Genomic DNA, 13,911 nt, shown 5'->3' with positions numbered 1-13,911 from the left:
CGACGGCCTTCAGTGCCAGCGCCTGGTCAGTGATGAGAGTGCCGCTGTTGCTGAGGTTGGCGGTGGCGCCGCCCTTGCTGTCGGCGATGTCGAGCTTCTGCGCGGCGTGGATCTGGCCGCTGTTATCAATGTAGCCATTGGCGCGCACCTTCACCATGCCCTGGTCCGAGGTCACCGTGCCTGCGTTCGACAGCCCGTTGCCCGCCGTCAGCGTCAGGTCGCCGCCCAGCGATTGCAGCGCGCCGCCTGCAGCCGTGCTGATCTTGCCGCTGCTGGTGAGATCCATGCTGCCCGCCGACTTCAGCGTGGCCAGGTCCAGCGTCAGGTCGCCCTTGTCCGTTCTAGCGATGAGCGTGCCCTCGCTGCTGTAGAGCTTGGTCGCGCCCGTGGTCACGAGGTTGCCGAAGCTGCCGTCCCAGGCCCCACCCGCGCTCCACTCGGTAGCGCCCAGCGACGCCGCATCGCCCACGGCCAGCGTGAGCGCGCCGCCCGCATGGCGCAGGTTGTTGTTGCCAATGTCGGATGCACTGGCCGTGTCGAGCAGGCTGCCCGCGCTCACCGTTAGGTCAGTGCCAGCCACGAGCGCGCTGCCCGTGATCGATGCGCCGCCGGTGGCCGCTAGCCCGGTCATGCCGCTCGAGGTGAGGCTCGCGTCCGTGAGCGCCAGCGCGTTGGCGCCCGTGCCCGTGGTGATCACGTTCACATTAGCGGCGGCCGAGATGTGGCTGCGCAGCTCGACGTTGCCCGCCGCCGTGAGCGTGAAGTCGCCCACGCTGGCGGCAGCGTCGCCCAGCATGCGCACGCCCACGCCCGCTTCGTTCGAGGTCATGCGGATGCGGTCGGCGTACATGCCGCCGAGCGCGGCAGTGTCGATCGAGTAGGCCGGCGCGTCGCCCCTGGGCGTGACGACGCCAGTGACGGCGCGCGTGTTGTAGCTCCACTTGTTGGTGCCGGTGACGATGCTCACGTCTTGGCCGTTGAGCTGCGCCTCGGTGCGCACCGAGCGCGTCACCAGATCCAGCACCTGTTGCGCCGTGGCGTTCATGCCCGTGCCGGTGATTAGGATGTCACCCTGGCCCACGCCGAAGCCGCCCAGCCCGCCGTTGGCCGCGAGGAAGGAGTTGCCGGTGGTCAGCGTCACGCGGTCAGTGTTGATGAAGCCGCAGCCCGAGCAGGTGATGCCGTAGGAGTTGGCCAGCACCACGTCGGCCCGGCCGCCGAGCACCTCGGTGAAGCCGGCGAGCGTGGAGCGGTCGTTGAGCACCACCTCGTTGAGGATCACGCGCGCGGAGCTGGTCAGGTTGAAGTTGGCCGGGAGCTGGCCGGCTAGCTGCGAGTTCCAGGCGATCTTTTCTGCGCTGTTGGCGTTGTTCAGCACCAGCCCGACCGGGTTGACGTCGAAGGCGTTGTATCGGTTGTGCGACAGTCCCGCCGGGTTGGCCTGGTTGATGTCGACCACCGTCACGCCGTTAGGCGCGACGTAGGCGTTGAGTTTGCTGCCCGACTCGACGACGACGGAGGGGACCTGCGCGAGTGCGAACGGCGGTATCAGCGCCAATGCGCCGATAGCCAGGGTTCCGTGGCGGCGCGTGGTGGGCTTGGCGCCCTTGCCTTGGCCGCGCGCGGTTTCCGCAACGGCCATCCAGGTGGCGGAGGCGGCATTCCAAATGACTCGGTAGATGTGGTTCATGGTGGATGCTCGACCTCAGAGGGAAGCGGACAGGCGGAAGCCATAGAGGGTGCCTTCGCGCACCAGCGTGCGGGGCACGTGCACGGCGCGCGAGGCGAAGACGTCCAGGCTTAGGGTCTTCCACCAGAATGCCGCGCCCAGGGTGGCGCCCGACAGCGAGCCCGAGGGCACGCCGCTGGCTCGGCTGCTTACGCGGCCCACGTCGAAGCCGGTGTAGATGCGCCCCCTCAGCGGCGAGCCGTTGCCCAGCGCGAGCAGCCACGGAATGGCCAGCTCGTTGCGCACGTAGAAGCCGCTGTCGCCGCTGAGCACGGTGTTGAGGAAACCGCGCACCGACGAGCCGCCTCCGATCAGCACCTGCTGCGTGCCGTACAGGGTGTCGTAGGCGTACTGGCCGCTGAACTGGCTCGAGACGGTGAAGGCGCGGCTGGCGATCTCTAGGCGGCGCGAGAAACCCGCATCGAGCGTGAGCTTGCGAAACTGCGCGCGCGGCAGCTGCGGGTCGAGGTCATCCGCATCGCGCAGCGCGCCGAAGGCCTTCAGGCCCTTCACGTAGCCCAGGCGCGCGTTAAAGATGCCGCCGCCCACCTGCGTGAAGGCGCTAGCGCCCACGTCCAGCGTGCTGAGGTCGCGGCTGGCCACCCGCAGGAACTCGCCGCCTAGCCAGTTGCGGCTGGACTGCGTGCCCAGGCGCGCCGACAGCGAGATGCGGCTGGCCTGGTCCCGGTACACCACGCGGTCTGCGGTGAAACTGCGGCTGATGGTGGTGCCCTCCGACGTGAGGCTCTGGCTGCTGGGCAGGCGCAGCACGTTGGTGTAGTTGCTCTCGCTCGCGTCGACGCTGAAGGTACTGTAGCCAAAGGGCAGCACGGCGCGAAGGCCGGTCGAGTCTGACTTGTGGTCCCAGCGCTTGGGCAGCACCGACTGGCGCTTGGTGAGCGAGATGAGCTCGTTCAGGCCCAGCAGGCTGTCGAAGGTAACGGTGGCCGAGGCGTTGTCGCGGCCCGTGGCGCGCGTGCCCGAGTTGTCCAGCGAGGTGTAGAGGTGCACCGGGAAGGTGGCGGGGTTCTCGACCACCACCACGGTCTGGCCCGGCGCGCTGCCGGGGCGCAGGTCGAGCTTGGCGTTGTTGGCCGCCAAGCTATTGACCTGGTCGATGCCCTGCTCCAGGTCGCGCAGGTTCAGCAGGTCGCCGGGGCGGGCCGGGAAGGCGCCTCGAATCCACTGGGCGCGCTCGCTGCCGCCCGTGACCTCGAAGCGCTCGATCCGGCCTTCGACCACCTTCACCTCCAGCACGCCGGTGCGCAGGTCCTGCGCGGGCAGATAGGCGCGCGTGGTGATGTAGCCGCGGTCGATGTAGCTCTTGGTCAGCGTGGCCAGGATGCCCTCAAGGTCAGCTGCGCTCAAGCAACTGTTAGTCTTCGCAACCTGGATTTCGTGCTTGAGACTGTTGGGAAAACGCGTCGTGTCTCCAACAAAACGGATTTCGCGAATATTGCGACATTGCCCACCCAATTCGGACACTGCCACCTGTGGCTCTACTTGCCGCAAATCGACGCCGCCCGGAGGGGACAGCGCGCGCATGGCTCTATCTTGCGCTTCGCGCAGACGATCCTGTTGCTGACGCTCGATAATCTGGTTCTGACGGTTGATACCGGAGGCTGGATCGACGACTTCTGCTTGGACTGACAAACCCCAAAAAACACCAATGAGCAAATTCAATAAATGTTTCACAGCCATCCTAAACTGCCCCAGGTTCCCGAAGGCACAAGGGCTTGCTCGTGGTACACCGTCAGACTGACTTTCAGCACCCGGCATTGCACCGAGATCGGCCACAGTCGCCGGTGGCGTTGGGCGAAGGCGTACTTCACCGCTGCGTTTTCGTGAAATACGCCGTCGATTTCCCCAGTGAGTCGTACTCCATCAACACGCGCGCCAATTCGGCGCTCACTGCCTTGCTGCCTACCCCGCTGACACTTAGCCTTGACCCTGTTGAACAGACTCTTGCTTGAATTCGAGCGTGTATAGCGCCGGTACTGTCTTACCAATTTCGACTTTCCTCGTCCGAATTGAAAATCTCTGCAAGAGGCACGTTTTACAGGAGTAAAGTCAGTAACTCCTGCGTTAATGGAATATCTCTTGATAGAAATTTCAAGAACCAATTGAAAATTGATTAATTACATGAATGCATTATGAAAACTGATGCCCAAGGATACAATTTTTACACCATATAGGCACTTGATCTGAAATAAAATTAACAATCTTTGCATATATTAAAACATCTAACGTATTAACGGTTGTTAGTTTATTTTTCAAAATCAATGTAATGACTGCAGCAGACTTTCTCAACATGCCTGAGGATTGGAGGCTGGGCTAGCTGTCTCTACGACAAAACTAGGCGGCGTATGATGCGTCGTTAGTCTTAAACGCTGAAATGCCATAGCTACCTAAGCCATATGTTGGTGGAAAAAATTAGGTGTGCTATCGCTCCACAAGCGCAGCGGAACTAAGAGCCGCTTATATGGAAGCCTCCCGGATTACAAGTAACCCTTGTGCATGAAGAATCAGGAGGCAGGGCTGCAGTCTTATATCCGGCCTATTGCGCAGGCTGGTACACCTGCTGGCCCTGATGGCATTCGCTGATGAGGCTCCTATCTAACACTCGAGCTGAGCGCTCTTGGCTCTTATCGGAGTGTCCTCATCTCGGTCCGACCTGTCTGGCCCATCACACATTTCGGGTCGCTTGCTCTCCTTCAAAACGTCAGATTCGCAATCAATTCTTCGTGCTCTTCAGTGCGCGCCCTGTCAAGCTTGGGCATTTCACGCTTGCCCTTTTGCAAGCACGGCCCAGATGGTCCTGGCCAGCTTGTTGGCAACTGCCGCAACAACTACGTTGTAGGGCCTGCGTTTGAGCAACGTTTGCAGCCACGACCATGTGGATGCCTCGTGGCTTTTAAGCACAACAGATCTCGCCGCGTGCATCAACAGCGTTCGCAGATATGCGTCCCCACGTTTGCTGATGCCCATTTGCCTCACTCGACCACCTGTGCCGCTTTGGCGTGGCACCAATCCGACCCACGCTGAGAGCTCTCTCGCGTCTTTGAACGCCTGGGCATTGCCCATGCTGGCAACAACTGCGGTCGCCGTGAGCAAGCCAATGCCGGGTATCTGAGCAACGCTCTGGCAGTGCGGGGACTCACGCAGTTGCTGGGCAAGCCTGTGTTCGATTTGATTGATATCCTGGCTCAGTTGGGCAATGCGACGCACTTGCTCGTTCAGACTCTCCATCAACATCGCTGGCAGGCGTTGGGCTGCATCAGCAAGCGCGTCTGGTATTGCTTGGAGCAGTGCGCGATGCCCTTCGGGCAGCACAAGGTCGAACTCATAGAGAATGCCTCGCAGTTCATTGGTCTGCATGATGCGGCTCTTCATGAGCTGCGCCCGGATCCGATGCAACGACAACACTACCTGCTGCGCTTGGGTCTTCACGGGCACAAAGCGCATGCCCGGCTGCTGGCAAGCCGTCCAGATCGCCTGTGCATCCGCGGCATCTGTCTTGTTGCGCTGAACGAACGGCCGGACTTTGCGCGGAGAGATCAGGCGCACTTCGTGCCCCAACTTCGTCAAAGCGCGAGCCCACTCATGCGCGCCGCCGCAAGCCTCCATCACCACGAGCGATGGCTCGCGGATGGCAAACCATTCAAGCAAGCGCGCCCGCTTGAGTTGCAGCCGTTCTATGCTGCCCGTATCGTGCTCCACCCAGTGCAACTGGAACACCTTCTTGGCAGTGTCAACCGCAATAACGGTATGGTCCATGACAGTCTCCTGTGCAGTAAGACTTCACACCTTTGCCCTGATTGGTGCAGAGCACAAGCCACTCGGGAGGGAGGCTTCCATACAATCTAACGCCACCTCCGTTTGAGATCAGCCAGAAGCATTTATGCTTCTGGCCCTCATGGCAAGACAACACGCTAGCAAAGAACTGTGGCGACAGCTGCAGCCTCTGATCCCAGCCTTCACTTCTTCCGTCGAAGGTGGCGCACGCAAGCTCTCCGTGAGCGATGAGGCAGCTCTCAACGGCATCCTGTTTGTGCTGCAAACAGGCATTCCTTGGGAAAGTCTCCCCCAGGCCCTGGGCTACGGCAGACCCTCACTCAGTGCAGTGTGATCGGAAATATTTTACCAGCGTACGGATCTTCTCCTCGGGCACGGACATTGTCACGCCAGCAATTTCGCTCCGCCCTCACCAACCAGGAAGCTCTTGACGACTTCAAGCTTGAATTCTGTTTGGTATTTTTTCATTGAACCCCTGGGAGTCTGTCCAGCTCCTGGGGTTAGTTCAATACCGGGGCGAATAAAGTGCTCTCAAAACCTTATTGCAAGGCTCGTAGCGTAAAAAGCTGATCCGCGCGAACACCGTAGAGGCGGCATCTGAGTTCGCTCTAGCGGGAGAGACACTCGTAATTGTTAAAGTAATTTAAGAACCTATTTTTTTTGATGTTAATCCACTAACATTTTCTGAATTAAGCGTGAAGCCCAGTTGTTGGAGAAAAGTCAATCTTGATATTCCTACGTTCTCAATATTACGATCGCCATGCGGCTAACACATAACGCTCTTAAACTGCTTGCTAGTTCCATCATTCTAATCGCTGTACTTATAAGATCGTTCTCATGCTCGATGCTAGAACGTACAGAGTAGCAGCTGAGACAAAGCGGAAACCTTGCTAAAAACATGGAGCCAATCATTGATGCAAGCCCTAAGTGTTACCTTTTTGGACCTGACTTTTCGTATGGGAGCATATGTGCTCGAGCAGTTGGGCATATCAGGCTCAGAAGGTCAAGATGCCTGGGAAAACATGCCACTCCGTGGCGTCTCTGACGCGTCTAAAATAAGTTGGTACCGAGTTTTGAAGGCGGCTGATTTGGAACGAATTCCCTGCAAGCCCAATCCCATTGCAATTCTCGTGGGGCCTGGCAGCTTTTCCATGCTGCCGGCTGTACTCGGGCACAACACGATACTTTCAGCTTCAATTGTGTGGATTCTGACACTTCCTAATGCGTTGATGGAAGACATCGAAATATCCCAGTACTTGGCCGAACACCCACACATGAACACACAAAAATATCAATTGCAATTGAGTGATCCTCAGTCCCTGTGGTCTGTTCTCATGGAGCAACTGAGCAAGCTGAAAAAAAATAATGAACATAAAGGGAGTGAGAAAAAATTGATAAAAAATATTAAGCATTTCAACCAAGAAGGGAGTGAGAGCGAACTGAGAAAGCCGAACAAAATCAAGGCAAATTTCAGTAAGCAAGGACGTGAGAGAGAACTTACCAAACTAAAAATCGTTAATGAGAATATCAACTTCAATGGGGAAGGAAGCAAGAGCAACATGAGCACAAATTTGAAGGCATCCATAGACACCGCTATGACGATCGACGGAGCATTGGCAGCAGCCTTAGTCGACTACCGTAGTGGCATGTGTTTGGCACAGGCCGGTGGAGGATTGAACTTGGACTTAGCTGCGGCAGGCAACAGACAAGTAGTCCAAGCCAAGCTCCAGACTATGAAATCGCTTGGCATCAGTTGCAATATTGAGGACATGCTGATCACTCTGGCCGACCAGTACCACTTAATTCGACTGGTACCGAACGCCGTAGGGCTTTTCCTCTATCTGGTGCTTGATCGCAACAAAGGCAATCTGGCACTGGCGCGTTATCAGCTTATGGATATTGAGCGCACGCTTAAAGTATGATCGGCCAAAGACTCACTTATATTTTAAATAGTCGCAAGGAGTCTTCCTATGGCAATCTAACCACGATGAATTGCATATAAATGCAGCTTCCACTCTTGCTCGTATTTTTTGGCAGAACGCTTGCAGAGTGGAACTTCAGAAAGGTAATAAAACGCAAGCAGCCATGTTCCATGGTAATCTGAATTACCGAACTTGATTAATGGCGGCGCATACGTCAGGGCGTGCAAGAGTGGGAGTTCTAGTGTCGATATTTAAATAGTACGTGCCGGTGCCAGCATCTACGCGAAGAAAATGTGCAGATGTAGTCAGTCACCCCATACTATTCAGATTTTGGGGATATGGTTTCTCCAATGAGCGAATCCTGTTGTACAGTGCAAGAGAGCACTTCTTGAAAAATACCACCTCGAACGATTAATTATTGCTACTGTTAAAGCTGGGCCAGCTTCAGTGAAACTGGTACATTCTCCGTCACCTTTCTGACGACATATATAGACCTAAGCATTCACACAAATACCGATCTTACTAGAAATTTCATCCTCACCTCTCCCAAGAAAAACCTTTAAATTAGTAAATTAATTCAAAAACCAACCTTTCAGCGTTAGCTCGATAAGAATCCATAAGAAAAGTGTGCACCCTAGCCCCTTTGGGGGCACCTGATCATTAATGCCCCCTGCGGCATGCATACGACACTTGTTGCTTACAACTCCAGCAGCTAGCCTTTCATAATAAAAGTGGTATGGGCCGAATTTTGCTTATGCTCGGTGGTATAGCCAGGCAGCCAAAAATTCCGGAGAGCCCGTGAGGCACTGCGGACACCTTTTTAGAAACATTGAGCCAATCATTGATGCAAAGCCCTCTTGTTGCCGTTCTTGACCTTACTTCTAACATTGGTGCACATGCGCTAGCACAATTAGGCGTATCAGGAGCAGAAGGTCATGGTGCCTGGGAAAACATACCACTCCATGGCGTCTCTGGCACACCCAATATCAGTTGGTACCGCCCATTCGAGATTGTCGACTTGAGAAGCCTTCCAGCCAACCCGGACGTCATGGCAATTCTTGTTGGACCCGGCATTTTTTCGATGTTGCCTGCTGTGCTCTCCCACAACACGGTACTCAAGGCTTCAGCTGTTTGGTTTCTGATTATGCCTAACGCGAGGATGGCAGACATCGCAATCACCAAGTACTTAGCCAGCCATCCACGTGCAGGCGTACAAAAATATCAGATTTCGAATAGTGATCCGCAGACCTTGTGGCTTGTGTTTATTAAACAACTGTGTAAGCTGGAAAAATTCAACAAGCACTTTTCCAATCAAGAAGTACATGAGAGCGGAATAAGCATAAATCTGAAATCATCAATGGACTCCGCTATGGCGATCGACGGAGCATTGGCTGCAGCCTTGGTCAACTACCGTAGCGGTATATGTTTGGCACAGACCGGTGGAGGAATGAACTTGGATATAGCTGCATCAGGCAACACTGAGGTCCTCGAAGCCCAGCTCCAAACCTTGAAATCGCTTGGCATCAGCTGCAGCTTCGAGGACATACAGATCACTCTGGCCGACCAGTACCATCTCATACGACTGGTGCCGCACGTCGAAGGTCTGTTCCTCTATCTTGTGCTTGATCGCAACAAAGGTAATCTGGCACTGGCGCGTTACAAGCTTATGCATATAGAGCGAACGCTTAAAACGTGATTTAGCAAAGGCCCACTTTTATTAGAATGTTGTCTCAAATAGGCAATAAGGCTTGGGCTGCCAGTTCAAAGTCGCCTCCCGGATCCATGAATGCCAGATTACACAGTCCACAAACAAATTTGTCATTCATTTCTTAGGAAGTGGAAAGCGCGCAGCAAGACCTGTCCCTAAATTATCAGATTGCCGCAGAAGAGTTGCGGCAACTTGATGACGTCGAATCCTTCCCCAACCCCAATGAGCTGTAGTACATCCCTGTTGAAACCGACTACAATATCATCGGTATGGTGTTTCAGCCCACAAGACGAAAATGCCTTAGGTCGAAGCCTATTGACGGATCTGGCAACTCATTGCCTCTCATCAAGTCCCTGAGCTTAAAGCAAGACCGTCATTGTGGATGATTGAGATCGATCGTCCTTGGGGCAACTTATGGACCATATAGATGCTTGGCGCTGAATACCTGAATTCCCTTAGATTCGTCTTTCTCAACTCGAATGGCTGTCATCCTTAATCCGAGTATGTCCAGGATCTTCCTCGCAGCACAATTATGTATCGGAAGTATTCTCCTTGACTTGCTGAATAGCTGCTGCTGCACGAACGATGGCTAGGCGGACTGCCGCATGCTTATCCCCATTGTAAGGCGTCATGCAAGTATACGGCTTGCTTTCTGAAGTCCACACGCCTGCATTTGTCTTTTGCTCTCTATCAAAGCAGGCAAATTCAATGTTTAATTTCACGGCCAACTTCAACGCATCACTGTCGTTTCGCAGAGGATTCCAGCATTCGATTTTATTCTCGGAAATGAGATACATACTTTCACCGCACTGGCCACTCTCGCCATAAAACCAGCCCCCATTTTTCTCCCCCAAAATCATACCGGCAGCCTTGGCCGCCAGCTTCAATAATTTTTCGTTAGTCATACCGATACCTCCACATTCTAACTCAATGTAAAAAACATCTAAAAGAATACAACAATCGGACACAACCTTCCGCATTAGTTCTGAGTTCCAGTGGTGAAAATTACCACCTCGCTCAGCGGCTTCCCATCCGATGTTCCACTCACCTTCACTCTGTATTGAGTGTTTGGAAGCAGTGGCTGATCAGGGATAACAAATGCCTCACCGGCTGCTAGTAGCTTATGAACATCGTCTGAGGAATTCAGGATTTTTGTCGCCACCGAAGTGGTCGACTTTATCTGAATGATCTCTGCGGTCTTGATCTCGATGGAGCCTCCAAAGGCAGCTTTGAAGTAGATTGGAGTTCCCATTGGGGAGTCATTGAAATCCCGATTTGGATAAGGATTGGGGATCTCAGGACCAAAGAGCGGTGATACCTCAGTTGTACCATTACAGGGGAAGCTACGGATTTTCCCGCCAGTATAAATAGGGAAAGGTGTACCGGCAGGAACACCAAAATTAACCACAGCGACACCATAGTACGCTGTTTTGTCAAGGATAGAAGTTTTATTGCTGGACACTGAGAATCCGACCCCCATTTCCGTCCATTCACCCACTGCATACGACAAATGGTAAACCGTAGAGAAGAGACTTTTTATTCTTCCTTCACCAGACGGAAGATACGCAGATGTCTCAATGCCAGATGGACTGGTTCCGGCGTAAAGTGATCCAGATCTCTCGTTTACGATGATCTCGCCAAGTGCAGACCTTTGGTAACCCGCTGCTGTCGCTCGCCCCAATAAATCTGCTCCTGTGAAGCCTGAATTTGTATTTACCTGTTCATGACTGATGGTCTCGTTCAACTTCAGATAATTCGCATGACCAGCCGCTACAGTGTCCAGTAACGAATTTTGCCTCAATGCGCTGAAGCCACAGGTAGCGCGATTCTTATTCACGATGTTGAAGATCTTTGCCCGGTTCACATCGGCATAGTTGCCGCGTTGTGCATGAGAAGGATCGATCTCCGTGGTTGCCTCTGGCTTCGCAGCAGCTCCATCACTGCTACCCGGACCAGCATTACCGTTACCGTTACCGTTACCGTTACCGTTACCGTTACCGTTACCGTTACCAGAGCCACCGCCACCGCATGCAGCGAGTACGCAGGCAATTACAACAATCGAAATATCGCTGAAAATCTTCATTTTCAACCTCTATTTGAAAGATGAAAGATGTGATCGAATAGGCAGTTTTATTTAGCGCTGCTATTTTTCATTCTCATTGATCGAATTTAAACTTCCTCATAGATTGTACAACTTGACATTCCGAAACGTATCCGCCCCCACCCCGCTCAGCAGAGTGCGGCATTTAACACTTGCCTTTTTGCAGTGGAGAGAACATGCCTCGCATTTACAGATTTTGATAATTTGTAGTCACCTACAGAATATCGTGGAATCTCCACAAAGTGCTGTTGTCATTACGGCATTTATTTTCTGTGCTTTTAATTTGGCTGCTAGTTATGCTGAGGCAATGTCCGCGCACAGTCGGCATAACATGTCGTCGTATATGGCAATATTCTCGACGTTAAAGATGCTGACATGATTCAGAAGATTCCGGCACTGATCATCATATGAATCGAGGTTCAGGTCATGCGTACAAATTGCCGTGCGAAGTTTTTCGGCCCCATCCAACGCATCAAACGAGGCATATCGGTAGCCAAAATTTCCGAGCAAATCAGAATTGTGTACTAATGGATATCTTCCGTAGGCTGCATCATAGTATAAATAATTGAGCGCATTCTCCCACTGATGCGTAAGAACGATATCGGTGAATGCAGAAAAAAAATAAGGTGTGCCAAAGCGAGCTTCAAAAGATGCCTTTCCGCTTTGTACAATATCGAGATTTAGGGAGAATCCCTCGAATGCCTGATGTTTCTTGAGATTTAGAGAATTAGTCACAAAAATATCTCCGATGCCATCTGAGCTTTTTCGATAAGCCGCCTCGCATATTATCATTGGGTAATGAGAAGTTTTCAGAACATTGATATTCGGCTCGAAGATCGAAATATTTTTTTCCGGCTTGCCCGGTGCGTATCCAAATGTCGTGCCTTCTGGGAGATCCTGCTTCATGCGATCAATGAAAAATGGCGACCAGATATGGGGTACCACATGGACTGGGCATCTATAAACAATTTCAAAGAAGCTTTTGCAAGTAGCAATATGTTGCTGATTTGTCCAGACCTCATCAAATACCACGCCGTTGAATATTCCCAAACCTTCACGGCCTGCAATCACGCGCTCCACCTCCATCACATAGTCATTACCGACCCTGTAGGAGATGACCTTGGTTCCTTTATCCCTTACTCGGCGGACAATCTCGGGCTGAAGTTGCGCGCCCATTTCTATCAATACATCCAGCTCGGCAGATACGATGGCTTCTTCCATCTCCACGAGTTCAAAATCCATCCCGGTGCTGTCAATTCCAAGTGGGCCGACGGTACCATCACCAGCTTTCACAAACGACACCCGGCCAACGCTAGGACATTTCTGCAGCAACCAGTAAAGGAAAAAGCAGTTCTGGATGGCACCATTGGACCAGATAGATTGACCCTCTTTGAGGCCAAAAAAGGAAATGCCAATGTTGAGAGTTTTTTTCAGCATGCTTGGTTAGTACAGATATGAGCGCAATTGTTTGAGCCAGTACGGTTCGGTAAACCATGGGCCGCTGTTGAGGCGAAGGCCAAGTGAAATAACGACGTATCAAGGGTTGTGACGTGACTTCAACGAACACGACGGGTTTCATCGTCCCATCGTGTTCGATTCCTTTCTACAAGATAGTTACCACTGGAATCCTGCGCCGACACCTACCGTAACCTTCGATCCTGCGACACCAACGCCAATCGAGGCCTTAACACTTTCAGTGATTCGCGCCTTGGCTCCAAGCGCTAGAGCGGTTTGGCCGCCAAAATTTGCGACGCCGACTCCAACCATCCCCTTTTTGCCAATATCCACATCGGGCACCATCGACAGCGCAGTAGCTGCTGCAATACCGCGGGATGCATTACGGCCGACCTGGTCCAATTGCTGCTTGTTGACAGCATCTGTCGGACGAGTACCGTTGGCAACATTCGTCAATGTGCGCTCATTGCCGACGGATCCTACGGAGACACTGTCAGGGCGATCAGCTACGGAATTGGCGCCAAGTGCGACCGAGTTAGGGGCTTGTGCTGTCGCTCCATTTCCAATTGCCGTGCCGGAAGTACCGGCCTCAGCCCCCTGCCCCAAAGCGGTGGCTCCAGGCGCCTGAGCGTTAGCGCCGCTACCTATGGCTGTTCCGGAGGAGCCTGCCGATGCACCTTGTCCCACAGAGGTTGCCTGGCCACCCTGAGCACTGGCGCCCTGGCCGATGGCTGTAGCACCACTGCCCTGAGCCTTCGAATCCTGGCCCATGGAGGTTGCTCCATTGCCCGAAGCATTTGAGCGACCACCGATGGCTGTAGCACCACTGCCCTGAGCCTTCGAATCCTGGCCCATGGAGGTTGCTCCATTGCCCGAAGCATTTGAGCGACCACCGATGGCAACACTGCCATCGGTGTTTTGGGATACACCGCTGACGGCCTCTATGGTCGAAAGGCGTTGATTGACGGTGCTGCTCATAACGACGACGCTGCTCTCGACGGAGCTAACACGCGTATTCAGGCTGGCGACCCCGGAGCTTGCGGCCTGTGCTGTCGAATTGGCTGCTTTGGCAGTCGAATTTGCATCCGTGGCAGTTGAGTTGGCTGTGCTGGCAGTGTTCTCGACGGTGCTGACTCGCGTGGTCAGGCCGCTGACACTGGTGCTTACAGCCGTGGCGGTCGAGTTGGCGGTGCTGGCAGTC

At 53.6% G+C, this 13,911-nt stretch carries 10 protein-coding genes and 1 pseudogene; 4 read left to right on the top strand and 7 right to left on the bottom strand.

Features of this window, described 5'->3' with window-relative positions; genetic code table 11:
- From ACLBXN_RS08950 to ACLBXN_RS08940, 3 genes are all read right to left on the bottom strand, one after another.
- The coding region (locus ACLBXN_RS08950; protein WP_447611867.1) for a two-partner secretion domain-containing protein at positions 1-1,690 on the bottom strand (1,690 nt) is incomplete at its 3' end.
- Between the two features lie 15 nt (positions 1,691-1,705).
- On the bottom strand, positions 1,706-3,430 hold the full coding sequence (locus ACLBXN_RS08945; RefSeq protein WP_447611866.1) for a ShlB/FhaC/HecB family hemolysin secretion/activation protein: 1,725 nt from the start codon (positions 3,428-3,430) through the stop codon (positions 1,706-1,708).
- Between the two features lie 1,080 nt (positions 3,431-4,510).
- Positions 4,511-5,506, bottom strand: a complete 996-nt coding sequence (locus ACLBXN_RS08940) for an IS110 family transposase (RefSeq protein WP_447611865.1) — start codon at positions 5,504-5,506, stop codon at positions 4,511-4,513.
- Positions 5,507-5,630: 124 nt separating this feature from the next.
- On the opposite strand from ACLBXN_RS08940, the pseudogene ACLBXN_RS08935 reads away from it, so the two are divergent.
- The 3 genes and pseudogenes from ACLBXN_RS08935 to ACLBXN_RS08925 all read left to right on the top strand — a co-directional run.
- Positions 5,631-5,834: pseudogene (locus ACLBXN_RS08935) on the top strand (transposase); the annotation flags it as partial.
- Between the two features lie 604 nt (positions 5,835-6,438).
- Positions 6,439-7,446: a hypothetical protein gene (locus tag ACLBXN_RS08930; protein ID WP_447611864.1), complete on the top strand. Its 1,008-nt coding sequence runs from the start codon at positions 6,439-6,441 to the stop codon at positions 7,444-7,446.
- A gap of 829 nt (positions 7,447-8,275) precedes the next feature.
- Positions 8,276-9,142: a hypothetical protein gene (locus tag ACLBXN_RS08925; protein WP_447611863.1), complete on the top strand. Its 867-nt coding sequence runs from the start codon at positions 8,276-8,278 to the stop codon at positions 9,140-9,142.
- A gap of 542 nt (positions 9,143-9,684) precedes the next feature.
- Here the strand turns inward: ACLBXN_RS08925 and ACLBXN_RS08920 are convergent.
- The 4 genes from ACLBXN_RS08920 to ACLBXN_RS08905 form a co-directional block, all read right to left on the bottom strand.
- The gene (locus ACLBXN_RS08920) at positions 9,685-10,059 is read right to left on the bottom strand and encodes a hypothetical protein (protein WP_447611862.1); all 375 of its coding nucleotides are present in this window, start codon (positions 10,057-10,059) and stop codon (positions 9,685-9,687) included.
- 74 nt (positions 10,060-10,133) lie between these two features.
- Positions 10,134-11,237 (bottom strand): CAP domain-containing protein, encoded by a 1,104-nt coding sequence (locus tag ACLBXN_RS08915; RefSeq protein WP_447611861.1) that lies wholly within the window; start codon positions 11,235-11,237, stop codon positions 10,134-10,136.
- 312 nt (positions 11,238-11,549) lie between these two features.
- The gene (locus ACLBXN_RS08910) at positions 11,550-12,692 is read right to left on the bottom strand and encodes a DUF2827 family protein (RefSeq protein WP_447611860.1); all 1,143 of its coding nucleotides are present in this window, start codon (positions 12,690-12,692) and stop codon (positions 11,550-11,552) included.
- Positions 12,693-12,869: 177 nt separating this feature from the next.
- The gene (locus ACLBXN_RS08905; RefSeq protein ID WP_447611859.1) at positions 12,870-13,688 is read right to left on the bottom strand and encodes a YadA family autotransporter adhesin; all 819 of its coding nucleotides are present in this window, start codon (positions 13,686-13,688) and stop codon (positions 12,870-12,872) included.
- On the opposite strand from ACLBXN_RS08905, the gene ACLBXN_RS08900 reads away from it, so the two are divergent.
- Positions 13,672-13,911, top strand: a 240-nt coding sequence (locus ACLBXN_RS08900; RefSeq protein WP_447611858.1) for a hypothetical protein, incomplete at its 3' end; no start/stop codon positions are given. The genes ACLBXN_RS08905 and ACLBXN_RS08900 overlap by 17 nt on opposite strands.

The organism is Comamonas sp. C24C (genome assembly GCF_053345995.1).
Note: the sequence above shows the minus strand (reverse complement) of the source record. Positions and strands in the feature narration are given on the sequence as shown.

Coding starts and splice junctions, on each gene's coding strand:
- ACLBXN_RS08945 (WP_447611866.1), bottom strand. CDS start 3,430: ATGGCTGTGAAACATTTATTGAATTTGCTCATTGGTGTTTTTTGGGGT.
- ACLBXN_RS08940 (WP_447611865.1), bottom strand. CDS start 5,506: ATGGACCATACCGTTATTGCGGTTGACACTGCCAAGAAGGTGTTCCAG.
- ACLBXN_RS08930 (WP_447611864.1), top strand. CDS start 6,439: ATGCAAGCCCTAAGTGTTACCTTTTTGGACCTGACTTTTCGTATGGGA.
- ACLBXN_RS08920 (WP_447611862.1), bottom strand. CDS start 10,059: ATGACTAACGAAAAATTATTGAAGCTGGCGGCCAAGGCTGCCGGTATG.
- ACLBXN_RS08915 (WP_447611861.1), bottom strand. CDS start 11,237: ATGAAGATTTTCAGCGATATTTCGATTGTTGTAATTGCCTGCGTACTC.
- ACLBXN_RS08910 (WP_447611860.1), bottom strand. CDS start 12,692: ATGCTGAAAAAAACTCTCAACATTGGCATTTCCTTTTTTGGCCTCAAA.
- ACLBXN_RS08905 (WP_447611859.1), bottom strand. CDS start 13,688: ATGAGCAGCACCGTCAATCAACGCCTTTCGACCATAGAGGCCGTCAGC.